This window comes from Enterobacter cloacae complex sp. ECNIH7 (assembly GCF_002208095.1).
In the GTDB taxonomy this organism is placed as follows: Bacteria; Pseudomonadota; Gammaproteobacteria; order Enterobacterales; family Enterobacteriaceae; genus Enterobacter; species Enterobacter cloacae_M.
On sequence record NZ_CP017990.1, the window covers coordinates 505,446 to 529,351 of the forward strand.

Sequence of the window (23,906 nt, forward strand, 5' to 3'; positions counted from 1 at the left end):
TCATTATCAGAGATGACCGGCGTTTATGCACTAAACATCTTTGCCCGGACGGTTTTACGGTAATCCCCCGGTGACACCGTGGTTTTATGCTTAAACTGGCGATTAAAGTGCGCAATATCCTGATATCCAACCGCATTCGCGATCTCCTGAATGGAAAGATTGGTGGATTGCAGCATTGTCATGGCGGATTCAATTCTGGTGGTTAATAAATACTGCAGAGGAGACATGTCGGTGGCATTTTTAAAGCGGCGATTAAAGTTGCGCAAACTCATGCCGGCCATATCTGCGAGACTTTGCATGGATATATCCGAAGCGCAGTTGGCTTTTATCCAGATTTGAATTTGAATAATATCCTCATCCGGATGGGGTTTGTTTTCTTCACTGTAACATTGACGTTCAAACTGGCTACGAATTTCATGGAAAAATGTCCGTTGAGTATGTGTGGCTACACGTTTCCCGTATATTGTTTCTATAAAATGGATCGTCAGATCTGACAGGGCCTTAACGCTTGCGGCGCAGAAAATATTATCGGCCTGAGTGAGAAAATGCTTTGTCTGTAATTTTACGCTGGGGTAGTCGTGCGAGAATTGTTTGAAGTAGTGCCAGTGGGTGGTGGCGGGCTTTCCGTTGAGCAGTCCCGACTCCGCCAGAAAACAGCAGCCCGTTCCGACGGCGGCGATGCGGGTTCCTCGCGCGGCCTGCTCGGTCAGCCATTCCAGAAGTTCAGGCTGTTGTCTGACCACTGCGCGAGGATTGCGCCACAGGGCAGGAAGATAGATAACGTCATAGTGTCTGTCTTCGGCAAGGGTGGTATCGGCGGTAATGCTAAAGCCGCTGTGCGTCAGGATGGGCTCGCTGTTTATGCCAATGGTATTCACCTTCAGAATATTCTCCGGGCGACAGAGCCTGAAGGGTGACTTCTCCGGTTTGTGCGTGCCTGCGTGGGATGTTGTTTTTTGCTCAGCTAAATAGCTACTGGCTGCCGCTTTCCACATTTCAATCGGAAGACTGAGACCGGAACTTAGCATGCGTTCACATAACACAAATCCTATTTGTGTATTTGTCATTTTTGATTAATACCTGTTTTGACTATTATTTTTGGTAGTTCATCGTTGCCGTGGCCAAAAAAGTCAGCGTTTTGGCTGGATTTTCATATTAGCTTTTGTCGGTGATTTGTAAACTAATATCTGAAATTATCGCACTTGCTTAATAAAATAAATGCACGACCATGAGAGGATGAATTATGGTGAAATTACCCGTAATAACGGCTTTTGGCGGCTATGGTCCAGCTGGTCGTAGTTCTTCACATCATGCATTTCGTCGCATGATTATTGAGTCATTATCGGAAAAGGAAAGACAGGAAACATTATTATCGTTAGCCATTCTGATGGGCATGCTTAAATATGATGAAGGTGGGTATTGCGATATTTCTGGTAAAAGATTCACACCTGCTCAGGCCGCCGCGAGGATAAAAGACGAGGTGCTTGAGGGAACCCTTATCAGAAAAATTACGCGCGACTATTTTGATGTCGATGCTATTGCCAGCCATGCAAAATTGAATATGGCTTCAGGCGAAGAGGGATTCAGTTTTAATATATCTGCCAGGCAATTACCTCAACCCTTACCGGCGGGATGGCACGTTGAAGAATTAGCGGATCGGCGTGTCCGTATTACCGTTCAGGGAGAGATGGACTGCAAAATTGAGGCGTTGCTGCGCACGGAGGTTCAGGCTGCAGGGCTGTTGCCGCAGGGATTCCGTCCGGGCGACCATTACAATTCGCAGTTCCATCCGCGGGCGTTACAGATGGCGATTGTCGGGGCGTCAGACGCCATCAATGCCCTGGGGATCCCGTGGCGAGAGATACAGGCCAAAATCACGCCGGATCAGCTCGGCGTCTATTCGGGCAATATCATGGGGCAGCTCGACGATTATGGCTTTGGCGGAATGCTGCAGTCGCGCCTGAAAGGCCATCGCGTCAGCGCCAAACAGTGCCCGCTGGGCCTGAACAGCATGTGCGCCGATTTCCTCAATGCCTATGTGCTGGGTAGCGTCGGTCATACCAGCGCCACGCTAGGGGCGTGCGCCACGTTTCTGTATAACCTGAATGCGGCAGTCGAAGATATCAAAGCGGGGCGCATTCGCGTAGCCGTCGTTGGCAGCGCCGAAGCGCCGGTTACCTCAGAAGTGATTGAAGGCTTCGATGCCATGGGCGCCCTGGCAACGGAGAGCAAGCTTAAGCACATTGATGAAACGGAAACGGCCGACTGGCGCAACAGCAGCCGCCCGTTTGGCAACAGCTGCGGTTTTGTTATCGCAGAATCCAGCCAGTATGTCGTGTTAATGGACGACGAGCTGGCGCTGCAGCTTGGCGCAGAGATCCACGGTTCGGTGGGAAATGTCTTCATCAACGCTGACGGCTATAAACGTTCTATTGCGTCGCCGGGGCCGGGGAACTACATCACCATGGCGAAAGCCGTAGCCTCTGCGGTATCGATGGCCGGGATGGAGACGGTGCAGAAGGGATCGTTTATTCAGGCGCACGGATCAAGCACGCCGAAGAATTGCGTCTCCGAGGCGGATATTTTTGACCGCGTTGCGCAAGCCTTTTCGATTCGCGACTGGCCGGTGACGGCGGTGAAATCGTATCTCGGCCACTCTCTGGGCCCCGCCAGCGGCGACCAGCTGATCGGCTGCCTCGGCGTCTTCCGCTATGGTATTTTGCCGGGAATTAAAAGCGTGTCCCGCATCGCGCCGCAGGTGAACAACGCGCGCTTAACCATTCCTCTTCAGGACTGCAAATTAGAGGAAGACCAGGGACAAATCGCCTTTATTAATTCAAAAGGCTTTGGCGGTAATAATGCCACGGGGGTGGTTTACTCGCCAAAGCTTACCCATCAATGGTTGCGCAAACGCTATGGGGAAGCGGTGTTTGCGGATTATCAGCAGCGTAACCGCCAGGTGCGACGTCAGGCTAAAGCGTACGACCAGGCGGCGTCACAGGGGGAACTGAATGTCATTTATCTGTTCGGACAGCAGGGAATAAATGAGGAAGATATTAAGATTGATATGAATGGCATCACCATTCCCGGATTTGAAAAGCCGATAACGTACGCGACGGAAAAAGAATACCCGGATTTTTAATTGTTATATCTGATTTTATTATTAATAAATTTGAGCGGGCCGGGTAAGGGGAATCACCCGGCCGCGGGAGATAACGGTCAGGCCGTTACAGAATGGCTTTGATGCTCTGCGCCAGCGGCGTGGTGGCGCGCCCGATCAGTTTGCTCAGCGTATGGCTGTCGTCAAAGAGTCCGCCTTTGGAGGCCCCGACATCGGAATCCGCCAGCATATCGGCCAGGCCGGCAGGCAGGCCGACGCTCTTCAGCGCGTCGGCAAAATCCGCTTCACTGAGATTCTGGTAGCTGACCGGCTTTCCGCTCTGTTTGCTGAGTTCAGCCGCCAGTTCGCTCAGCGTCCAGCCGTGGTCGCCCGCCAGTTCATACACCTTGCCTTCATGGCCCTCTTCAACAATCACTTTGGCTGCCGCCGCGGCATAGTCTGCGCGGGTGGCAGAGGCAATTTTGCCTTCGCCTGCCGCACCAATAAACACGCCGTGTTCCAGCGCAGGCGGCGCGCTCGCCAGGTAGTTTTCGGTATACCAGCCGTTGCGCAGCAGGGCATAAGGAATGCCGGATGCCGCCAGCGCTTTTTCAGTGGCAACGTGTTCAACGTGCAGGCCCAGTGGGGAGTTGTCCGCATGCAGCAGGCTGGTGTAGGCGATAAATTTCACACCAGCCGTTTTGGCGGCGTTAATGACGTTCTGGTGCTGGGTCGCGCGCTGGCCGACTTCGCTGGAAGAGATCAGCAGCAGCTTATCCACGCCGCTCAGCGCGGCGGTGAATGCGGCTTCATCCGTGTAGTCCGCCTGACGAACCACAATTCCCTGCTGGCTTAAGGCCTGCGCTTTCGCCGGGTTACGTACGATGGCCACAATCTGGCTGGCCGGTACGGTTTTCAGCAGCTGTTCGATAACGAGATGGCCAAGCTGGCCGGTAGCGCCGGTAATCGCGATCATGATGAATCTCCTTCGTGTTTGTCTGGTGTTGTGGCACACTAGCACCATAGCTAACTTTTAGTAAGTACGTACAAAAAGGTAAGTATGAAAACAACGATACCGACGCTCAGCGAACTCGTGCGCGATGGCAATCTTTTCGCGGAACAGTGCCCTTCACGCGAAGTGCTCAAACACGTTACCAGCCGCTGGGGCGTTCTCATTCTGCTGGCTCTGCGCCAGGGAACGCATCGCTTTAGCGATCTGCGCCGTAAAATGGGCGGGGTGAGCGAAAAGATGCTGTCCCAGTCACTCCAGGCGCTGGAGCTGGACGGGTTTGTCGATCGCATGTCGTATCCGGTGGTGCCGCCGCACGTAGAGTATAGTCTGACGCCGATGGGGATTGAGGTGAGCGAGAAGGTCGCCGCGCTGGCGGACTGGATTGAGGTGAATACGCCGAAGGTGATGGCGAATCGGGACGATCGTGCGGCTTAAACGCCGGATATATGCGGCCTGATGCCCTCACCCTGACCCTCTCCCACAGGGAGAGGGAACAAACACGAAAAACGGCAACGCATGCCGCCGTTTTGTTTTTACTTGCTCAAATCCACCTGATAAATCGCGAACCCAATATCATCCGTTGCGACCTTCTTCATCGGATACTGGGCTTTATCCTTGATAAACGCGGCTGCCTTATCGGATGGCGACGTTTCGAAGCGGATATCCAGTTTCGTATCGCTGTGGATCGGCGCGAGACGCCAGTTGTTGTCCACTGCCGGATGAATTTCGCCCGCCTTCTTCGACTCCGCGCTGATCCACGCCGCCAGCACCGAGCGGTTCTCGTCCGGCGAGGCAAAGGCGATGTGGCTATCTCCCGTACCGGCAAACTTACCGCCGTAGGCGCGGTAGTTATTGGTCACGACCAGGAAGGTGGCATTCGGGTCAATCGCCTTGCCGTTGAAGGTCAGGTTTTTGATGCGCTCCGCCTGCGGGTTGATCGCCTGACACTCGCCGTCATATTTCGCCGGCTGGGTGACGTCAATCTGGTAGTTCACGCCGTCGATCACGTCGAAGTTATAGGTACGGAAGCCGTCCCAGTTAATCAGCGACTGCGGCTTACTGCTGTGCGGGTCAATCTGGTTAAACTGTCCGGCAGAGCACTCCAGCCACTCTTTCACCTCCTGGCCCGTCGCTTTTACCACCACCAGCGTGTTCGGGTAGAGGTAGAGATCGGCGGCGTTACGGAAGGTCAGCTGGCCCTTTTCGACTTCAACATAGCTTGCCGGGTCGTTCTTACGTCCGCCCACCTTGAATGGCGCAGCGGCTGACAGAACCGGCAGTTTTGCCAGATCCGGATCGCCCTGCACAAAGTGTTCGGCATAGGCTTTCTGCGCCATGTTGACGACCTGAACGGTCGGGTCGTCCTGCACCAGCGCCAGGAAGCTGTACATGTTGTCGGCGGATTTGCCGATCGGCTTGCTGACGAATTCGCGCGTGGCGTCGTGATCGTGTTTTAGCACGTCGACCAGTTTTTTATCTTCCGCCGCCAGAGATTTTTTAGCCGCAGCGTCGTAAATCGGGCGCGCTTCGGCTTTTGACTGCGTCACCTTCCAGCTGCCGCCGTCGTTATTCAGCACCAGATCCACCACGCCAAGATGGTCGCCCCACATGCCCGGCATCACCGACGGCACGCCGTTGAGCGTCCCTTTCTCAATGTCCGCCCCTTTGATGCTGGCGAAATCTTTGCCCGGGAAGACCGCGTGGGCGTGGCCGAACAGGATCGCGTCTACGCCCGGAACTTCACTCAGATAGTAAACGGAGTTTTCTGCCATGGCCTGATACGGATCGGCGGAGAGACCCGAGTGGGCGACAACGACTACCAGATCGGCGCCTTTTTCGCGCATTTCCGGCACGTATTTCCGCGCGGTTTCGGTGATGTCGTTAACGGTCACTTTGCCGTCGAGGTTGGCTTTATCCCACGTCATGATCTGCGGCGGCACAAAGCCGATATAGCCGATTTTCAGCGTCTGTTTTTTACCGTCCTGGTCGACGACGTTGGTCTCTTTAATCAGGTAAGGGGTAAAGAGCGGCTTTTGCGTCTTAACGTCGATGATATTGGCGTTAACGTACGGGAATTTCGCACCGGCGAGCGCATCGTGCAGGTATGTCAGACCGTAGTTGAATTCGTGGTTACCGAGGTTGCCGACGGTATAGTCCAGGGTGTTCATCGCTTTATAAACAGGATGGATCTCGCCTTTTTTCAGCCCCCTGGTCGCCATGTAATCCCCGAGCGGACTGCCCTGAATCAGATCGCCATTGTCGACCAGCACGCTGTTTTTCACTTCGCCACGCGCCGCATCGATCAGGCTTGCCGTGCGTACCAGGCCGAATTTTTCCGTCGGGGTATCTTTGTAGTAGTCGAAGTCCATCATGTTGCTGTGCAGATCGGTCGTTTCCAGAATACGCAGATCTACCGTCGCCGCCTGCGCGCTCGCTGCAATCAGCGTCGCCAGAAGCGTTGCACTAAACTTAATCATCAGAGGAGTCCTTTTTTCGATGCAGAGCACAAAAGAGTATGTATCTATAGCTTGTTGCTTACAGAAATGTGAATCCTGACAGAAAAAAGTAACCTGAAACCGGAATTGCTTCACAGATAGCGGAATTGTTCACATTACGATATAACTAAAACAAAGAGTTAACCTCACTGCGTTAACAAAGAGGTGGAAAATGCTAGATAAAATTTGTCAGCTCGCACGGGATGCGGGAGATGCTATCATGCAGGTATATGACGGCAGTAAACCTATGGAGGTGGTCAGCAAAGCCGACGACTCTCCGGTCACGGCGGCGGATATCGCGGCGCATAAGGTGATCCTGAAAGGGTTACAGGCCTTAACGCCGGACATCCCCGTTCTGTCAGAAGAAGCGCCGCAAAGCTGGGACGAGCGCCAGCACTGGCAGCGCTACTGGCTGGTCGATCCGCTGGACGGGACAAAAGAGTTCATCAAGCGCAACGGTGAATTCACCGTCAATATCGCCCTGATTGAGAAGGGCAAAGCGGTGCTGGGCGTGGTCTACGCGCCGGTAATGAAGGTGATGTACAGCGCTGCAGAAGGGAAGGCGTGGAAGGAAGAGTGCGGCGTGCGCAAGCAGATCCAGGTGCGCGATGCGCGTCCGCCGCTGGTGGTGATTAGCCGCTCGCACAGCGACAGCGAACTGCAGGAGTATCTGCAGCAGCTGGGTGAACACCAGACCACCTCGATTGGCTCATCGCTGAAATTCTGCCTGGTGGCGGAAGGCCATGCGCAGCTCTACCCTCGCTTTGGGCCAACCAACGTCTGGGATACCGCGGCAGGTCATGCCGTTGCCGTGGCCGCCGGGGCGCATGTTCATGACTGGCAGGGCAAGCCGCTTGACTATACCCCGCGTGAATCCTTCCTCAACCCCGGCTTCCGCGTCTCTATCTACTGAGCCAGCAGCTTATGCAGCAGGTCGACAACCTGCTGCACCTCTTCCTGGGTTAACGCGCCGTCTTTCGCCCACTGTACGCGGCCCTCTTTATCCAGCACGATAATCGCGGAGCTCTCTTCCTCCAGCTGCCAGGCCTTACGGGTTACGCCGTTGCTGTCGACGATAAACTGCGACCACGGGTAGAGCTTTTTATTGCTCTCAAGACTGGAGCGCACAAACATTCCGGAGCCCGGAATGGCGTCGTCGGTGTTAACAATGGTGGTCGTCTGGTAGCGGTCGTGAGGGAGTTTTGCGGCCTTGATCGCTTCCACCAGGTTGGCATTTTTCTCTTTTGCGGATGTACGACCGGCAATATGTTGTACAACTCTCACTTTGCCCGCGAGCTGCGCGCTATTCCAGGGTTTGTAGCTAAACTTATCATTGTCGAGAATCAATTCTCCCCGGTCAGCAATGCCGACTGGCGGTACACGTTGTCCTTTTTCAATGTTGTGAGCGGAAGCCCACAGGGGCAGCAGCAGACAGGCTGCTGCAAGGATATTACGTAGGGTCATGGCGTTTCCTTATTGTTTGCAGGTGATCCGACCACTTGGTCTTGCGCTTTTAATCATAAGTGCGATCAATGTGGTTTTCCCGCAATCCGGATGCCAGTTTGCGGGCGAACGCACATATCCATGAAAAAACGACGGCTTATACTGCGCCCGGTCACGCTTTGCAAAGATTATTCTGAATAATTGTAATCAAACGGTAAATAAACTTATGCACACTGGGTAACACCGTAGTTCTGGTCTATAGTCATTGGGCATTAAAATTTGCGCTCAGGACAGTCGGGCCGATTGTGGCACCGCAAGAGCGTATGATTCGCAGGAGATACAAGAATGAAAATTTTCCAACGCTACAACCCGCTTCAGGTGGCGAAGTACGTGAAGATCCTGTTCCGTGGACGGTTGTATATCAAGGATGTTGGCGCTTTTGAGTTTGATAAGGGCAAGATCCTTGTCCCAAAAGTGAAGGACAAACAGCACCTGTCTGTGATGTCCGAAGTCAACCGTCAGGTTATGCGTCTGCAGACTGAGATGGCTTAACCAACGTGCTATGCAGTAGTTAAAAAAACGGCTCCCAATGGGAGCCGTTGATGTTTGTGGGGCCAGAATTTTACGCCGAAACCTTCTCTTCCGCGTCCGGCAGCTTTGGCACCAGTACGGTCGGTTTGTTGTCGATGCGCGTCACCAGCAGCTGGTCGATGCGGTAGTTATCAATATCCACTACTTCAAACTTGTAGCCGGAGAACTTCACCGAGTCGGTACGTTTCGGGATCTTACGCAGCATAAACATCATAAAGCCGCCAATGGTCTCGTAGTTACCGGACTGCGGGAACTCGTCGATATCCAGCACGCGCATCACGTCTTCAATCGGCGTGCCGCCATCAATCAGCCATGAATTATCGTCACGCTGAACAATCTGCTCTTCCAGCCCCTGGCCAACCAGGTCGCCCATCAGCGTGGTCATCACGTCGTTCAGGGTGATAATACCCACCACCAGCGCGTATTCGTTCATGATAACCGCGAAGTCTTCCCCGGCGGTTTTGAAACTTTCCAGCGCTTCTGAGAGCGTCAGGGTGTCCGGCACAATCAGGGTGTTACGGATCTGCACGCCGCTGTTAAGCGCCAGGCTCTGGTTTGCCAGCACGCGGTTCAGCAGGTCTTTGGAGTCGACGTAACCGATGATGTGGTCAATATCTTCATTACAGACCAGGAACTTAGAGTGCGGATGCTGCGCCACTTTGTTCTTCAGGCTCTGCTCATCTTCATGTAAATCGAACCAGATAATGCTTTCACGGCCCGTCATGGAAGACGGTACGGTACGGGATTCCAGTTCGAACACGTTCTCAATCAGCTCGTGCTCCTGCTTGCGCAGCACCCCGGCCAGCGCGCCGGCTTCCACGACCGCATAAATGTCGTCAGAGGTGATGTCGTCTTTACGCACCATAGGCAGCTTAAAGATGCGGAAAATCACGTTCGCCAGGCCGTTGAAGAACCACACCAGCGGACGAAACACGTACAGACAGAAGCGCATCGGGTTGATGATACGCAAAGCCACAGCTTCTGGCGCAATCATACCGATGCGTTTCGGGGTCAGGTCTGCAAAGAGGATGAACAGGCCGGTTACCAGCGAGAAGGAGAGGATAAAGCTGAGCTGTTCGGCCAGTTCAACGGACATGTACTTAACAAACAGACTATAAAACGCCGGGGAAAACGCCGCATCACCCACGATACCGCCGAGAATGGCGACCGCGTTGAGGCCAATCTGCACCACGGTGAAGAACATCCCGGGGTTTTCCTGCATTTTCAGGATGCGGGTGGCATTGATGTTGCCTTCATCGGCAAGCAGCTTCAGTTTGATTTTACGGGACGCGGCCAGCGAGATCTCAGATATCGAGAAAAACGCGCTGACGGCAATCAGACAAAGTATTACTAAAATACTGTTTAACATAGTTTATCCGGCTTATCGCCAGATCCTCAGAAGGGGAGTTGATACCATTTGTGTGAAAACACATTGAAAATCAGCTCGTAGCGTTGAGCCGATTATTTCAGCGGGTAGTATAGCGTAAAGAGATGTAAATCTGCCAGAGGTCACGTTTTTGGCATAAAACAGACCGGACAGCGGGCGCTGTCCGGTACATCGCGTTATTTCACGGCAGACAGGCGGACATCGCCCACTGCCCGACGGGTTGCATCGCCTCCCCATACCTGATCGTATTCATAGCCCGTGAGCTGCTTAATCACCACGCGAGTTCTGGCGTCGCAGTCGAGGTAATCACCACCTAGCTTACGACGTGCTATCTCCTTCAGGAGCAGCCTGTGCGTCTCACGGGTGAGCCTGAACCTGTAGGTGGTAAAGAAACTGACCGCCAGCAGGGCTGCCGTCGCGAAGATCATCAGGCCGATAATCGCCCCCAGCGCGCTTTCAGGCTGTGCGCCGCTGCCCTTCACAAAGCCGGACTCCTGCAGCACCAGGCCAATAATCATGATGGCAATCGCCACGGTGCTCTTGCGGGTCAGAACCATCACCCCGGCAAAAATCCCTTCGCGGCGCTGCTGGGTCACTATCTCGTCAATATCCGGAATGAAGCTGTAGATATTCCACGGAATATAGTAGAGGCCAGAGCGGGCGGCACCGAGCAGAATAAAGAGCGCGGAGAACAGCAGGGGCGGTACCTGCGTTTTAGTGAGGTAGACCGTAAACAGGAAGGCCAGCACCAGGAAGATACAGCCGTAGGAGAGCCGCAGGGCGGCAGATGGCGTGATGTTCAGCCGGTTCAATAGCAGCATAAATCCATAAGTACCTGGTACTGAGGCAAAGGCTGCAATACTCAGCCAGCCGGAAACCGCCGAGGCGTCCTGGCTGAGGCAATACACGACATAATAGGTGAAGACCGACCCAAATACGTCCATCGCCGTGAACGAAAAGATATAAATAATAATATGCAGGCGGAACGCGCGAATACGAAAGGAGGAAAAGAGATCCAGCACCAGATATTTAAGGTGATTGAGTAGCCCGCCGCTGCGCTGGTTGTCCACTTTAAAACTGGATTCCTGCTGCACATCCTTCGCTTCCCAGGTGGTGTACCAGGTAATAAACACCGCAATGCAGAACACGCAGGAAAATATCAGCCCGGTGAGGGTATAGGTAAACGGATTATCTTTCCCCGTGAAATGCATAATCACGCCCGGAACGGAAACCGCAAGAAAACCGCCCAGCTGGGAGCAGATCATGCGCACGCCGGACAGGCGGCTTCGCTCTTCATAGCGGTTTGTCATCTCCGCCGCCAGGGTCTCCCAGGGCACCAGCACCATCGCCGACAGCAGCTCAATAGAGAGGTAGGTGCCCAGGTAGTACCAGTAACCCATGTCCGTCAGCCATAGCAGGGCATACAAAAACATGAGCGGCGAACTGAGTAATAAAAAGAAGCGGCGACGGCCAAATTTACGCCCGAGCCAGGTATCCCCGAAATTATCCGTGATATAGCCCATAATCGGGCTTAATAGCGCATCAATGACGCGGGCAATAGCGAATATAGACCCCGCTTCAATAACCGAGAGCCCGCAATAGGTGGTGTAAAAAAAGAGCAGCCAGGTGCCGATAACGGCGAACGCCCCTCCGCCAAACAGATCGGTTACGCCGTAGCCCAGCGCCACGCCGTAACCCACTCTACGTTCAGTAGGTTTGACCATAATAATATCCAGTGTAGGGTAATGATTAACCTGTTTTTCAGGCCGTATTTTTATTCAAATCTGGACGACACATTACGTTCTACTTATTGATTTCTATCCATTGTCTTAACTGAGATGAGCGATAAATAGCCTCCACAAGGGTGAGTGATTTTCCGGCTTCGCGGATGTCGGTGTATTTCGCGTTTCCGGGATGGGAAATAGCATGATAAAAACGGCGGATCGCCTGCTCATGCCCCAGCCCCCAGTAGCTTTTAACCAGACCGTCTGGGGTGTTATCGCTCGCCAGCCTCAGGCGCTCGCCGGGCGTGATGCGCCAGAGTACGTTGTCGCTGAGCAGCAGCGAGCCCCGTTCGCAGTGGATTTCAAGCCAGAGGGGGGAGTCCGCGGTATTGCAGTTGCTGGCATAAAACAGGCCGCGCGCGCCGTTGGCAAAATGCAGCGTCGCCATCGCGCTGTCTTCGCCTTCTGTCACGTCCGCCAGCTCGCCGCGGTCCACCACGCCTTTCACCCGCGTCACGCCGCCGGCGAACCACTGCATCAGGTCGAGAGTATGGATGGCCTGGTTGATCAACAGGCTGCCGCCTTCCGTTGCCAGCCGCCCGCGCCACGGGCTTTCGGTGTAGTACGCGCCCGAGCGCGACCACGTCAGCACCGCCTTGATGCTGAGCATTTTCCCCAGCACGCCATCGTCCAGCGCCTGGAGAATGCCCTGGCTGGTGGGGTTGAACCGGTTCTGATAGCACACGCCGAGCAGACCCGGCGCCTGTTCCGCGGCGAGGGTGATCTCCACGAGCTCGCTGCTATTCAACCCCACCGGTTTTTCACAGAAAACATGCTTCCCGGCAGCGAGCGCCTCCAGGATCATGCTCTTATGCTCAAAATGCGGCGTGCAGATGTGGACCACGTCGATGGCATCATCCAGCAGCATTTCCCGGTAATCCTGATAGAAGTGACACTGATAGCCCATCGCCAGCTTCAGCCCTTTGCCACTGTCGATATCTACCAGCGCGCGCAGCGCGACGTTGGGCATCTGGCGCAACGCGTTCACGTGGCAGCCGTGAATTGCTCCGGCACCGATAACCGCCGTGTTCAGGATCGTCATTATCGCCTCCCGTTATTCCGTTGCGTTGGCCAGCATCTGAGCCTTCACGCAGAGCTCCGCCGCTTTGAAAGCGTGCGCCTGCGTCATGGCGTTTTCGGTTCGATGCAGACAGTCGAGGATCAGTTCGCCAAAGAACGGGAACCCGACCTCCCCGGCGACCGGATAGCGGAATTCTCCCTCCTTATTGACGAGATAAACCACGTCCTGCTCGCCGCGGGTGAGATCGACATATTTGCGGATTTCGATATAGCCTTCGGTGCCGAGCAGCGTCAGGCGGCCGTCGCCCCACGTAGAAAGCCCGTCCGGCGTAAACCAGTCGCAGCGGAAATAACCGCTGGCACCGTTTTCGCCCCTGATTGTTGCGTCGCCAAAATCTTCAAATGCCGGATGCTGCGGATGGTTGAAATTGCGTGCCTGGCTGGCGACCACGGTGGCGTTACTGTTGTCCGTGTAGAAGAGAAATTGCTCAATCTGGTGGCTACCGATGTCGCACAGAATGCCGCCGAAATAGCGTCGATCGTAGAACCAGTCCGGGCGACCGGTTCCTTCCCGGTGCGGGCCTGTCCCCAATGTTTGCACGACGCGGCCAATGGCCCCCTGCTGCACCAGCTGTCCGACAAATACCGCGCTCTCCACGTGCAGACGTTCGCTGTAGTACACCGCGTATTTCCGCCCGGTTTTTGCCACCATCGCTTTGGCATCGGCCAGCTGTTCAAGGGTGGTGAGCGGCGCTTTATCCGTGAAGTAGTCCTTGCCTGCGGCCATTATTTTCAGCCCCAGCGCGCAGCGCTCGGAAGGGATGGCCGCACCCGCAACCAGGCGCACCTCGTCGTCGTTGAGTATCACCTCCAGCGACTCTGCCACTTTTGCCTGCGGGTACTGCTGGATAAATTTGTCCACTTTGGCCGGATCGGGGTCGTACACCCATTTCAGGGTGGCCCCGGCTTCTATCAGGCCGTTACTCATCCCGTAGATATGGCCGTGGTCGAGCGCGGCGGCGGCAAAAACAAACTCTCCTTCCCTGACAACGGGCTGCGGTTTGCCCACCGGGGCGTAGTTCATTCCGTCATTCTTGTTCATGGTGTCACTCCTTAGTCCAGATCTTTGCCAAGGGGAATCGCGCCCACTTCGCTGAAGTTGGCGACGCTTGCGGATTTTTCATAAAAACGAGGGGCGAGGGCGTTCGTCCCGCCGGTGCGGTAAAACGGGTCATCGCGCTGAATCGGCAGCGAGACCACGCTGCGGGTAATGGCGGATTTATAGATCGCGGTAATCAGCTCCAGCGAGCGTTTGCCCTGCAGGCCATCCACCAGCGGCGCCGTGCCGTGCTCGATGGCGTAAAGCAGGTCGTCGATCTGCCCGGCGTGCAGCGTCCATTCGAGCTTCGGCGTCTGCTGAAACACCGCGTCGAGCTGCGCTTCTCGCTGCTGATCGTGGATTTCCTGCGGGAAGCCGTTATCGGCGCTGACGCTGGCAAAAGCCTGCCACGGCGCGGAGATACGCGCTTTATCGCCCTGAATGATCATTTTCTGATCTTCGCCGTGATGCACGACCGAGGCGGTTAGCTGGGTGAGGGCACCGCTGGGGTATTTGAAGATCGCGGCGCTGAGGTCTTCAACTTCCGCGTTGTCGTGCGCCACGTTGGTCATCATCGCCACCACTTCGGACGGGAAGCCGAGCATCCACTGAATGGCGTCGATGTGGTGTACCGCGTGGTTAAGGGTGCAGCCGCCACCCTCTTTTTCCCAGGTACCGCGCCACCACAGGTCGTAGTAGCAGTGTCCGCGCCACCAGAACGAATCCACCTGCGCATGACAGATTTTTCCCGCGAGGCCGGAATCGAGCGCTGCTTTCAGACGCCAGAAGGCATCGGTAAAGCGGTTCTGTGCAATGATGGCGAGCGTTTTGCCGCTGGCCTGTTGCGCGGCGATCATCGCGTCGCACTCCTCCAGCGAGGCGGCCATCGGTTTTTCGCACAGCACGTGGCAGCCCGCGTTCAGGGCATCAATGCCGATCTCTGCGTGGACGTAGGGCGGCGTGCAGACATCGACGATGTCAATATCCGGCTCTGATGCCAGCATCTGCTGGTGGCTGTCATACACGCGGGCGTCCGTCAGGCCGTAGCGCGTTTTTTTCTCGTGGGCTTTTTCCGGGTAGATATCTACCAGCGCGACGATCCGGCAGCGCTGGCCAAACTGCAAATAACCCTGAATATGGTTATGCGAGATATTCCCTGTTCCCACAATAGCGACATTTAACATCGTTTCTTCTCCGGAGTTACCAGGTGCCAGAGGCGTCCAGCGTGACGCTGGCTGTCTCTTTTGCCACTGAGGTGCTGATGCGTTGTTGAAGCAGGCGCAGATACTGTTTCTCGTTGAGCGGGAGTTCGACCCAGTCGTCTGTCCAGGTGGAGAGGTGCATTGCGTTGGAGAGCGTCAGCCCGTGGATCCCTTCCAGACCCGGCGCAATGAGCGGCTCGCCGCGCAGGATGGCGGCACAGAAGTTGGCGGTAATGACGTGGTGTTCGCTGCATTCCGCGGCCACGGGAAGCGTGACCTCCCAGCACTCAGGTTCACCAAAACCGTTTTGCCAGCGGGCGTTGAAGGCGGTTTCTGATTCACGCAGCCGCCAGTAGCGCAGCTTGCCCTCTTCGACGACCACCTTGCCGCGATCGCCGACGATTTCCAGCCGGTTGGTTCCCGGCGTTTCCGCCACGGTGGTGATAAACACGCCCGTCGCGCCGTTGGCATACTCGGCGTAGGCGGTAACCTCGTCTTCCACTTCGATATCGCGATGCTTGCCGAACTGGCAGAACGCGCGCAGGCGGACCGGCATGCCGACCAGCCACTGCCAGAGATCGAGCTGGTGCGGGTCCTGGTTGAGCAGCACGCCGCCGCCTTCTCCTTTCCAGGTGGCGCGCCAGCCGCCGGAGTTGTAGTAGCTCTGCGAGCGATACCAGTTGGTGATGATCCAGTTGGAGCGGCGGATCTCACCCAGCTCGCCGCTGTCGATCAGATCTTTCACCTTCTGATAGAGCGGATTCGGGCGCTGGTTGTACATGATGCCGAACACCACATCGCACTCCCGGGCGCAGGCATTCATCTCCTGTACCTGGGCGGTGTACACGCCCGCCGGTTTTTCACACAGGGTGTGGATGCCGTTGCGCATCGCCAGCATCGACAGGCGCGGATGTTCGTAGTGCGGCGTGGCGACAATCACCGCGTCGATAAGCCCGCTCTGGAGCATCTCCTGCGCGTCGCTGAATAATGGGAGGGTACCGACCAGCTGGCGGATAGCGGGATGCTTTTCCGGCGCATTATCACAAACCGCGGCCAGGCAGGCGTCGCTGACTGTACCCGCCAGTAAATAACGCGCGTGGACCGTACCGATATTACCTATTCCAATAATGCCAAAACGTACCTTCTCCATGTCACACCTTAATTTCAGTTGAAATGAGTGATGACCGGAAAATAGGAAAGGGGAGCGGTAGCGACAATGTGTTTTTGTGAGAATACTCGCAAGGTGATTAAGTAATCTCCAGACGTTCAGAAATTTGGTTTTAAAATCAAAGGACTGTTTCTGCAAATATTTGCAAAAACTGAATGAGAGCGAGGTCACACTATGCCGGGCAGGTTAAAAATGGAGGAAATTGCGGCCCTGACGGGCTATTCCGTCAGCACGGTTTCGCGGGTATTAAGCGGCAAGTCTTACACCAGCGACAAAGCCAGGGAGGCGATTGTTCGCACCGCGCGGGAGCTCGGTGTGCTGGAGTCTATGGCGAGCGGAAGACTGTTAGTTAACGGTATCGCTGTTTTTGCACCGGAGAGAACCTTTCAGGGACGCGGAGATATTTTTTATCTGGAAGTGACGAAAGGAATTGCTGAAGCCTGCGCGCGGCATAATGTGTGGGTCACGTGCTGCGGTTTAGAAGAGCAGCACGCCGATGTGAAAGTCTTTCTGGAAAAGGCCAGCCATAAGAATATCAACGCGATAATTATTATAGGCACTGATGATTCCACCATATTTAAACTGGCGAGCACGCTGAATAAGCCCTGCGTCTTAATTAATTCCGTTGACCGGGATCGGGTGCTGGATGCCGTGTCACCCGACCACCGGGCAATTGGCTTCACCGCCATGCAGTACCTTTTTGAGGAGGGGCATCGCCGGGTGCTCACGCTCACCTGCCTGCGGCGGGATACGCTGTACGCGCGTCTGGACGGCATTAAAGAGGCGTATCGCCATTTTCACGTGGCCTTTGATCCTCAGCACGATTTGCTCGTGACGGAATGGTTTACGGCAGACGAGGCCGAGCGGGCGCTGGATGCGTGGCTGATGACGCATGACCGCTCCCGGTGGCCGGAGGTGATTTTTCCGAACAGTACCAGCATGACGGAAGGGGTGATCAGGGCGTTAACGAGACACGGGCTACGCATTCCGGAAGACATTTCGCTCATCACGACCGATTTTGCATGGAATTTAGCGCACCGTCTGGAAAAACCGGTTACCGGCGTCACGGTGCCCTGCCGCGAGCTGGGGATTGAGGCCGTTCATCTGCTGCAAACGCGGCTGAACCGTCCTCAGGCGCCTGTCTTTAACCTGCTGTTGCAGGGTAAAGTAATGGATAACGGTTCGGTCAGTAACGCCACGCGCCACGCGGCGCGCGTGGCGCTGGACCAATAATTACGCCAGCTGTGGCGGCAGGCAGACGCCGATGCCCCCAATACCGCAGTAGCCGTACGGGTTTTTATGCAGATACTGCTGGTGGTCGTCCTCGGCATAGTAGAACGGTTTCGCGGTGGTGATTTCGGTCGTCACCTCGCGCGTATCGCCCGCTTCACGCATGGCCTGCTGGAAACGCTCAAGGCTGGCGCGCGCGGCGGCATCCTGTTCGGGCGTGAGCGGATAAATAGCCGAACGGTACTGTGTGCCGTGGTCGTTGCCCTGACGCATGCCCTGCGCCGGGTCGTGGTTCTCCCAGAAGACCTGCAGCAGCTGTTCATAGCTGATTACCGCAGGGTCATAGACCACGCGCACCGCTTCCGCATGCCCGGTTTCGCCGGAGCAGACTTCGCGATAGGTAGGGTTCGGCGTGTAGCCGCCCGTATAGCCAGCCGCCGTGCTGTAAACGCCGGGCAGCTGCCAGAAGAGGCGCTCAACGCCCCAGAAACAGCCCATGGCGAACAGGGCGATTTCCATTCCCTCCGGCACGTTGGTCATGGAATGGTTATTGACGGCGTGTAAGGTCGCCACAGGCATAGGGGTGTTGCGTCCCGGTAATGCATCAGCTTGTGAAACCAGATGCTTTTTGTCGAATAAACTCACGATGGGGCCTCCCGGGGTGCGATGTTTCAGTTAAGGTTGTCACGAAGCGTTTAATTGAACACAATAAATGCGCTGAATCAGTCTAGATTTAATCATAAGAAATATTTGGGTGTTACACCCATTTTCAACCCGCGATTCGGGTTTTTGGCTACAGGCCGTATTTTGCCGCGGAGCGGCACTTCATTTGCTTCCAGGGTGGAAACAGGGATATTCAGGAGAAAACGTGACAAAAATCCGCCAGTTATGTTTAGTCAGTGTGTTGCTGACAAGCGGGATTGCCAGCGCGGCGAATGTCCGTTTGCAGGTTGAGGGGTTATCCGGGGCGCTACAAAAAAACGTGCGTGCGCAGTTGTCGACCATCCAGAGTGATGAGGTGACGCCGGACCGGCGTTTTCGCGCGCGCGTGGATGACGCCATCCGTGAAGGGCTGAAAGCGCTGGGGTATTACGAACCCACCATTGATTTCGATCTCCGCCCGCCTCCAGAGAAGGGGCGCCAGGTCCTTATTGCCCGCGTTTCGCCGGGGGAGCCGGTACTGATTGGCGGTACGAACGTCATCCTCCGCGGCGGGGCGCGTACCGACCGGGATTACCTGGACCTGCTCAGCACGCGGCCGAAAATCGGTACCGTGCTTAACCACGGTGACTACGACCATTTCAAAAAAGAGCTGACGAACGTTTCCCTGCGTAAGGGCTACTTCGACAGCCAGTTCAATAAAAGCCAGCTGGGGATTGCGCTGGATCGGCGTCAGGCCTTCTGGGATATCGACTACGACAGCGGAGAACGCTACCGCTTTGGCGATGTCACGTTTGAAGGTTCGCAAATTCGTGAAGAGTATCTGCAAAACCTCGTGCCGTTCAAAAAAGGGGATTACTACCAGTCGAGGGACCTGGCGGAACTGAACCGTCGTCTTTCCGCTACCGGCTGGTTTAACTCCGTGGTTGTCGCACCGGAATTTGATAAGTCTCGCAAAACGAAGGTGTTGCCGCTGCATGGCGTTGTCTCGCCGCGCACCGAGAACACCATTGAGACCGGTGTTGGCTACTCGACGGATGTTGGACCACGCGTGAGAACCTCGTGGAAAAAACCGTGGATGAACTCGTACGGTCACAGCCTGACCACCAGCCTGAGCCTCTCTGCGCCCGAGCAGCAGCTGGATTTCAGCTACAAAATGCCGCTGCTGAAAAATCCGCTTGAGCAATATTACCTTGTGCAGGGCGGTTTTAAGCGCACCGACTTGAACGACACCAAGCAGGACTCTACGACCCTTGCGGTCTCACGCTTCTGGGATCTCTCCAGCGGCTGGCAGCGCGCCATTAACCTGCGCTGGAGCCTGGACCACTTTACCCAGGCCAACGTCACCAATACCACCATGCTGCTTTATCCGGGCGTAATGATCAGCCGAACCCGCTCGCGCGGGGGCCTGATGCCGACCTGGGGCGACTCACAGCGCTACTCTATTGATTATTCCAACTCCGCCTGGGGCTCCGACGTGGATTTCTCCGTCCTGCAGGCGCAAAACGTCTGGATCCGCACGCTGTATGACAAACACCGCTTTGTGATGCGCGGCAATCTCGGCTGGATTGAAACGGGAGACTTCGAGCGCGTTCCGCCGGATCTGCGCTTCTTCGCCGGTGGCGACCGCAGCATTCGTGGGTATAAGTACAAATCGATCTCACCTGAGAACGAAAAGGGCCAACTGACCGGTGCGTCAAAACTGGCGACCGGATCGCTTGAGTATCAGTACAACGTCAGCGGAAAGTGGTGGGGCGCCATGTTTGTTGACGGCGGTGAAGCGGTGAACGATATCCGCCGCAGCGACTTTAAAACCGGCGCGGGCGTGGGCGTACGCTGGCAGTCGCCAGTCGGACCCATCAAGCTCGACTTCGCCGTGCCTGTCGGCGACAAAGATGAACACGGATTACAGTTTTACATCGGTCTGGGGCCTGAATTATGAGTTTATGGAAGAAAATAAGCCTCGGGGTGCTGATTTTTATCGTGCTGCTGCTCGGTACGGTGGCGTTTCTGGTGGGAACGACGACCGGGCTGCATCTGCTGTTTAACGCTGCGAACCGCTGGGTGCCGGGGCTGGAGATTGGCCAGGTAACGGGCGGCTGGCGCGATCTGCGTCTGAAGAACATCCGCTACGAGCAGCCGGGCGTGGCGGTGAACGCCGGGGAGTTCCACCTGGCGGTGAAGCTGGGCTGCCTGCGTGACAGCAAGCTCTGCGTCAACGATCTGGCGCTAAAAGACGTCAACGTGGCGATAGATTCGAAAAAAATGCCGAAGTCTGCGCCAGTCGAGGAAGAGGACAGCGGCCCGCTGAATCTCTCCACGCCGTACCCGATCGCGCTCTATCGGGTCGCGCTCGATAACGTCAATATCAAAATCGACGACACTACCGTGTCCGTGATGGATTTCACCTCCGGCCTGCGCTGGCAGGAGAAAAACCTCACCCTGACGCCGACGTCCCTGCAGGGATTGCTGATCGCGCTGCCGAAGGTGGCCGACGTGGCGCAGGAAGAGATCGTCGAGCCGAAGATCCAGAACCCGCAGCCGGAAGAAAAGCCGCTGGGCGAAACGCTGAAAGATCTCTTCTCGAAGCCTGTGCTGCCGGAAATGACCGACGTTCATCTGCCGCTGAATCTCAACATCGAGGAGTTCAAAGGCGAGCAGCTGCGCCTGACCGGCGATACCGATCTGACGGTCTATAACATGCTGCTGAAAGTCAGCAGCATTGACGGCAATATGAAGCTCGACGCGCTGGATATTGACACCAATCAGGGCTCGGTGAATGCGTCGGGGAATGCCCTGCTGCGCGACAACTGGCCGGTGGACATTACGCTTAACAGTGCCCTCAACATCGATCCGCTGAAAGGCGAAAAGGTGAAGGTCAAAGTGGGCGGGGCGCTGCGCGATAAGCTGGATGTCGGGGTGAATCTCTCCGGCCCGGTGGACATGGTCCTGCGCGCGCAAACGCAGCTGGCGGAAGCCGGGCTGCCGCTCAATCTTGAGGTTGTCAGCAAGCAGCTTTACTGGCCGTTCACCGGCGAAAAGCAGTTCCAGGCCGATGACCTGAAGCTGAAGCTGAGCGGCAAGATGACCGACTACACGCTCTCGTTCCGCACCGCGGTGAAGGGGCAGGGCTTGCCGCCCGCGAACATCGCGCTGGATGCGAAGGGCAACGAACAGCAGGTCAACCTCGACAAGCTGACCGTCGCGGCGCTGGAAGGTAAAACCGAGCTGACCGCGCTGCTTGACTGGCAGCAGGCGATCAGCTGGCGCGGCGAGCTGAAGCTGACGGGCATTAACACCGCCAAAGAGGTGCCGGACTGGCCGTCGAAGCTGGATGGCCTGATTAAAACCCGCGGCAGCCTGTACGGCGGTACGTGGCAGATGGACGTGCCGGAAATCAAGCTCACCGGGAACGTGAAGCAGAACAAGGTTAACGTTGAAGGCTCGGTAAAAGGCAACAGCTATCTGCAGTGGGTTATCCCGGGGCTGCACGTGGCGCTGGGCCGCAACACGGCGGATATCAAAGGCGAGCTGGGGGTGAAGGATCTCAACCTGGACGCCACCATCGACGCGCCGAATCTCGACAACGCCCTGCCGGGTCTGGGCGGCACGGCGAAAGGTCTCGTGAAAGTGCGCGGTACGGTGGAGGCACCGCAGCTGCTGGCGGACATTATCGCCAATAACCTGCGCTGGCAGGAGCTGAGCGTTGCCCGCGTCCGCGTGGAAGGGGATGTGAAATCCACCGATCAGATCGGCGGTAGCCTGAACCTGCGCGTGGAGCGCATTTCTCAGCCGGACGTGAACATTAGCCTGGTCACCCTGGACGCCAAAGGGAACGAGAAGCAGCACGACCTCCAGCTGCGCGTGCAGGGCGAGCCGGTCTCCGGCCAGCTTCACCTCACCGGCAGCTTCGACCGCAAGGAAGAACGCTGGAAAGGTCTGCTTGATAACACCCGTTTCAATACGCCGGTCGGGCCGCTGGCGCTCTCGCGATCCATTGCCCTCGACTACCGCAATGCCGAGCAGAAGATCAGCATTGGGCCACACTGCTGGACCAACCCGAATGCGGAGCTGTGCGTGCCGCAGACCATCGATGCGGGTGCGGAAGGGCGCGCGCAGATCAACCTCAACCGCTTCGATCTGGCGATGCTGAAGCCGTTTATGCCGGACACAACCCAGGCCAGCGGCGTCTTCAGCGGGAAAGCCGATGTGGCCTGGGACACTACCAAAGAGGGGCTGCCGCAGGGCAGCGTCACGCTGTCAGGGCGTAACGTGAAGGTGACGCAGGAGGTCAACGACGCGCCGCTGCCGGTGGCTTTCGACACCCTGAACCTGAGTGCCGATCTGCATAACAATCGCGCACAGCTGGGGTGGACGATCCGCCTGACCAACAACGGTCAGCTGGACGGGCAGGTCCAGATTACCGATCCGCAGGGACGGCGTAATCTGGGCGGCAACGTCAACGTCCGTAACTTCAACCTGGCGATGGTGAACCCGATTTTCGCGCGCGGGGAAAAAGCGGAGGGTATGCTGAACGCTAACCTGCGCCTGGCCGGTAACGTGCAAAGCCCGCAGCTGTTCGGTCAGATGCGGCTCAGCGGCGTGGATATCGACGGCAACTTCATGCCGTTTGACATGCAGCCCAGCCAGATAGCGATGAACTTCAACGGCATGAGCTCGACGCTGAGCGGCTCGGTATTGACGCAGCAAGGGCAAATCAACCTGAGCGGCGACGCGGACTGGAGCCAGCTCGACAACTGGCGCGCCCGTATTGCCGCGAAGGGCAGCAAGGTGCGCATCACCGTACCACCGATGGTGCGCCTGGACGTCTCGCCTGATGTGGTCTTTGAAGCCACGCCAAGCCTCTTCACGCTTGACGGACGCGTCGACGTGCCGTGGGCGCGCATCGTGGTTCACGACGTGCCGGAAAGCGCGGTCGGCGTCTCAAGTGATGAAGTTATGCTCAATGAAAATCTGAGACCTATAGAACAGAAGAGCGCGGGCATACCGATTAATAGCAACCTTATCGTGCACGTGGGGAATAACGTGCGGTTGGATGCGTTTGGGCTGAAGGCGAGGCTCACGGGCGATCTGAAAGTGGCGCAGGATAAACAAGGGCTTGGCCTGAACGGGCAGATCAATATTCCTGAAGGGCGTTTCCACGCCTATGGTCAGGATCTGATTGTGCGCAAAGGCGAGCTGCTGTTCTCCGGTCCACCGGATCAGCCCCTGTTGAACATCGAAGCGATTCGTAACCCGGAAGCGACGGAAAACGACGTCATTGCTGGCGTTCGCGTCACCGGTTCTGCCGACGAGCCGAAGGCGGAGATCTTCTCTGACCCGGCGATGTCGCAGCAGGAAGCTCTCTCTTATCTGCTGCGTGGACAAGGTCTGGACAGCGGACAAAGCGACAGCGCGGCGATGACCTCGATGTTAGTGGGTCTGGGGGTTGCACAAAGTGGGCAGGTTGTGGGTAAAATCGGCGAGACGTTCGGCGTAAGCAATCTGGCGCTGGACACCCAGGGCGTGGGTGACTCCTCGCAGGTGGTGGTCAGCGGCTATGTACTGCCGGGTCTGCAGGTAAAATATGGTGTGGGGATCTTTGACTCACTGGCAACTCTCACGTTACGCTATCGCCTGATGCCCAAGCTATATCTGGAAGCAGTGTCCGGCGTAGACCAGGCACTTGATCTGCTCTATCAGTTTGAGTTTTAG

General features: G+C 56.2%; 18 protein-coding genes. 7 read left to right on the plus strand and 11 right to left on the minus strand.

What is annotated here, in order from left to right:
- Positions 1-23 precede the first annotated feature (23 nt).
- Positions 24-1,067, minus strand: coding sequence for a GlxA family transcriptional regulator (locus WM95_RS02485; RefSeq protein ID WP_231106839.1), 1,044 nt, complete (start codon positions 1,065-1,067; stop codon positions 24-26).
- A 413-nt stretch (positions 1,068-1,480) separates the two neighbouring features.
- On the opposite strand from WM95_RS02485, the gene WM95_RS02490 reads away from it, so the two are divergent.
- On the plus strand, positions 1,481-3,142 hold the full coding sequence (locus WM95_RS02490; protein ID WP_269467057.1) for a beta-ketoacyl synthase: 1,662 nt from the start codon (positions 1,481-1,483) through the stop codon (positions 3,140-3,142).
- A gap of 85 nt (positions 3,143-3,227) precedes the next feature.
- Here WM95_RS02490 and WM95_RS02495 read toward each other — a convergent pair whose 3' ends face one another.
- Positions 3,228-4,076 carry an SDR family oxidoreductase gene (locus WM95_RS02495; protein ID WP_063409283.1) on the minus strand — a complete coding sequence of 283 codons (849 nt, stop codon included), beginning with the start codon at positions 4,074-4,076 and terminating at the stop codon, positions 3,228-3,230.
- Between the two features lie 84 nt (positions 4,077-4,160).
- Here WM95_RS02495 and WM95_RS02500 point away from each other — a divergent pair, with 84 nt between their 5' ends.
- Positions 4,161-4,547, plus strand: a complete 387-nt coding sequence (locus tag WM95_RS02500; protein WP_063409282.1) for a winged helix-turn-helix transcriptional regulator — start codon at positions 4,161-4,163, stop codon at positions 4,545-4,547.
- A gap of 98 nt (positions 4,548-4,645) precedes the next feature.
- On the opposite strand, the gene WM95_RS02505 is transcribed toward WM95_RS02500, so the two are convergent.
- Entirely contained in the window at positions 4,646-6,589 is a 1,944-nt protein-coding gene (locus WM95_RS02505; protein ID WP_047749117.1) for a bifunctional 2',3'-cyclic-nucleotide 2'-phosphodiesterase/3'-nucleotidase, read from the minus strand.
- Between the two features lie 190 nt (positions 6,590-6,779).
- On the opposite strand from WM95_RS02505, the gene cysQ reads away from it, so the two are divergent.
- Positions 6,780-7,520, plus strand: coding sequence for a 3'(2'),5'-bisphosphate nucleotidase CysQ (cysQ, locus tag WM95_RS02510; protein ID WP_063409281.1), 741 nt, complete (start codon positions 6,780-6,782; stop codon positions 7,518-7,520).
- Here the strand turns inward: cysQ and WM95_RS02515 are convergent.
- Positions 7,514-8,071, minus strand: a complete 558-nt coding sequence (locus WM95_RS02515; RefSeq protein ID WP_059445151.1) for a YtfJ family protein — start codon at positions 8,069-8,071, stop codon at positions 7,514-7,516. The genes cysQ and WM95_RS02515 overlap by 7 nt on opposite strands.
- A gap of 324 nt (positions 8,072-8,395) precedes the next feature.
- On the opposite strand from WM95_RS02515, the gene WM95_RS02520 reads away from it, so the two are divergent.
- Positions 8,396-8,602 (plus strand): DUF1107 domain-containing protein, encoded by a 207-nt coding sequence (locus tag WM95_RS02520; RefSeq protein WP_008501430.1) that lies wholly within the window; start codon positions 8,396-8,398, stop codon positions 8,600-8,602.
- 70 nt (positions 8,603-8,672) lie between these two features.
- Here WM95_RS02520 and WM95_RS02525 read toward each other — a convergent pair whose 3' ends face one another.
- From WM95_RS02525 to WM95_RS02550, 6 genes are all read right to left on the minus strand, one after another.
- On the minus strand, positions 8,673-10,010 hold the full coding sequence (locus tag WM95_RS02525; RefSeq protein WP_023310162.1) for a hemolysin family protein: 1,338 nt from the start codon (positions 10,008-10,010) through the stop codon (positions 8,673-8,675).
- Positions 10,011-10,204: 194 nt separating this feature from the next.
- Entirely contained in the window at positions 10,205-11,752 is a 1,548-nt protein-coding gene (locus WM95_RS02530) for an MFS transporter (RefSeq protein ID WP_063409280.1), read from the minus strand.
- A gap of 79 nt (positions 11,753-11,831) precedes the next feature.
- A complete protein-coding gene (locus WM95_RS02535; RefSeq protein WP_063409279.1) occupies positions 11,832-12,854 on the minus strand; it encodes a Gfo/Idh/MocA family protein in 1,023 nt (340 codons plus the stop codon).
- A gap of 12 nt (positions 12,855-12,866) precedes the next feature.
- Positions 12,867-13,934 carry a Gfo/Idh/MocA family protein gene (locus tag WM95_RS02540; RefSeq protein ID WP_063409278.1) on the minus strand — a complete coding sequence of 356 codons (1,068 nt, stop codon included), beginning with the start codon at positions 13,932-13,934 and terminating at the stop codon, positions 12,867-12,869.
- Positions 13,935-13,945: 11 nt separating this feature from the next.
- Positions 13,946-15,115 (minus strand): Gfo/Idh/MocA family protein, encoded by a 1,170-nt coding sequence (locus WM95_RS02545; RefSeq protein WP_063409277.1) that lies wholly within the window; start codon positions 15,113-15,115, stop codon positions 13,946-13,948.
- Positions 15,116-15,131: 16 nt separating this feature from the next.
- Positions 15,132-16,283, minus strand: a complete 1,152-nt coding sequence (locus tag WM95_RS02550; protein WP_059445146.1) for a Gfo/Idh/MocA family protein — start codon at positions 16,281-16,283, stop codon at positions 15,132-15,134.
- A 192-nt stretch (positions 16,284-16,475) separates the two neighbouring features.
- Here WM95_RS02550 and WM95_RS02555 point away from each other — a divergent pair, with 192 nt between their 5' ends.
- Positions 16,476-17,534 carry a LacI family DNA-binding transcriptional regulator gene (locus WM95_RS02555; protein WP_059445145.1) on the plus strand — a complete coding sequence of 353 codons (1,059 nt, stop codon included), beginning with the start codon at positions 16,476-16,478 and terminating at the stop codon, positions 17,532-17,534.
- Here the strand turns inward: WM95_RS02555 and msrA are convergent, their stop codons facing one another.
- Positions 17,535-18,176: a peptide-methionine (S)-S-oxide reductase MsrA gene (gene msrA, locus WM95_RS02560; RefSeq protein ID WP_023310171.1), complete on the minus strand. Its 642-nt coding sequence runs from the start codon at positions 18,174-18,176 to the stop codon at positions 17,535-17,537.
- Between the two features lie 223 nt (positions 18,177-18,399).
- On the opposite strand from msrA, the gene tamA reads away from it, so the two are divergent.
- Positions 18,400-20,133 (plus strand): autotransporter assembly complex protein TamA, encoded by a 1,734-nt coding sequence (gene tamA / locus WM95_RS02565; protein ID WP_047174657.1) that lies wholly within the window; start codon positions 18,400-18,402, stop codon positions 20,131-20,133.
- Entirely contained in the window at positions 20,130-23,906 is a 3,777-nt protein-coding gene (gene tamB / locus WM95_RS02570) for an autotransporter assembly complex protein TamB (protein WP_063409276.1), read from the plus strand. The genes tamA and tamB overlap by 4 nt, the downstream gene beginning before the upstream one ends.

Excerpts from the sequence above, each read along its gene's own strand:
- WM95_RS02485 (WP_231106839.1), bottom strand. The coding sequence starts at position 1,067 with ATGACAAATACACAAATAGGATTTGTGTTATGTGAACGCATGCTAAGT.
- WM95_RS02495 (WP_063409283.1), bottom strand. The coding sequence starts at position 4,076 with ATGATCGCGATTACCGGCGCTACCGGCCAGCTTGGCCATCTCGTTATC.
- WM95_RS02500 (WP_063409282.1), top strand. The coding sequence starts at position 4,161 with ATGAAAACAACGATACCGACGCTCAGCGAACTCGTGCGCGATGGCAAT.
- WM95_RS02505 (WP_047749117.1), bottom strand. The coding sequence starts at position 6,589 with ATGATTAAGTTTAGTGCAACGCTTCTGGCGACGCTGATTGCAGCGAGC.
- cysQ (WP_063409281.1), top strand. The coding sequence starts at position 6,780 with ATGCTAGATAAAATTTGTCAGCTCGCACGGGATGCGGGAGATGCTATC.
- WM95_RS02515 (WP_059445151.1), bottom strand. The coding sequence starts at position 8,071 with ATGACCCTACGTAATATCCTTGCAGCAGCCTGTCTGCTGCTGCCCCTG.
- WM95_RS02520 (WP_008501430.1), top strand. The coding sequence starts at position 8,396 with ATGAAAATTTTCCAACGCTACAACCCGCTTCAGGTGGCGAAGTACGTG.
- WM95_RS02525 (WP_023310162.1), bottom strand. The coding sequence starts at position 10,010 with ATGTTAAACAGTATTTTAGTAATACTTTGTCTGATTGCCGTCAGCGCG.
- WM95_RS02530 (WP_063409280.1), bottom strand. The coding sequence starts at position 11,752 with ATGGTCAAACCTACTGAACGTAGAGTGGGTTACGGCGTGGCGCTGGGC.
- WM95_RS02535 (WP_063409279.1), bottom strand. The coding sequence starts at position 12,854 with ATGACGATCCTGAACACGGCGGTTATCGGTGCCGGAGCAATTCACGGC.
- WM95_RS02540 (WP_063409278.1), bottom strand. The coding sequence starts at position 13,934 with ATGAACAAGAATGACGGAATGAACTACGCCCCGGTGGGCAAACCGCAG.
- WM95_RS02545 (WP_063409277.1), bottom strand. The coding sequence starts at position 15,115 with ATGTTAAATGTCGCTATTGTGGGAACAGGGAATATCTCGCATAACCAT.
- WM95_RS02550 (WP_059445146.1), bottom strand. The coding sequence starts at position 16,283 with ATGGAGAAGGTACGTTTTGGCATTATTGGAATAGGTAATATCGGTACG.
- WM95_RS02555 (WP_059445145.1), top strand. The coding sequence starts at position 16,476 with ATGCCGGGCAGGTTAAAAATGGAGGAAATTGCGGCCCTGACGGGCTAT.
- tamB (WP_063409276.1), top strand. The coding sequence starts at position 20,130 with ATGAGTTTATGGAAGAAAATAAGCCTCGGGGTGCTGATTTTTATCGTG.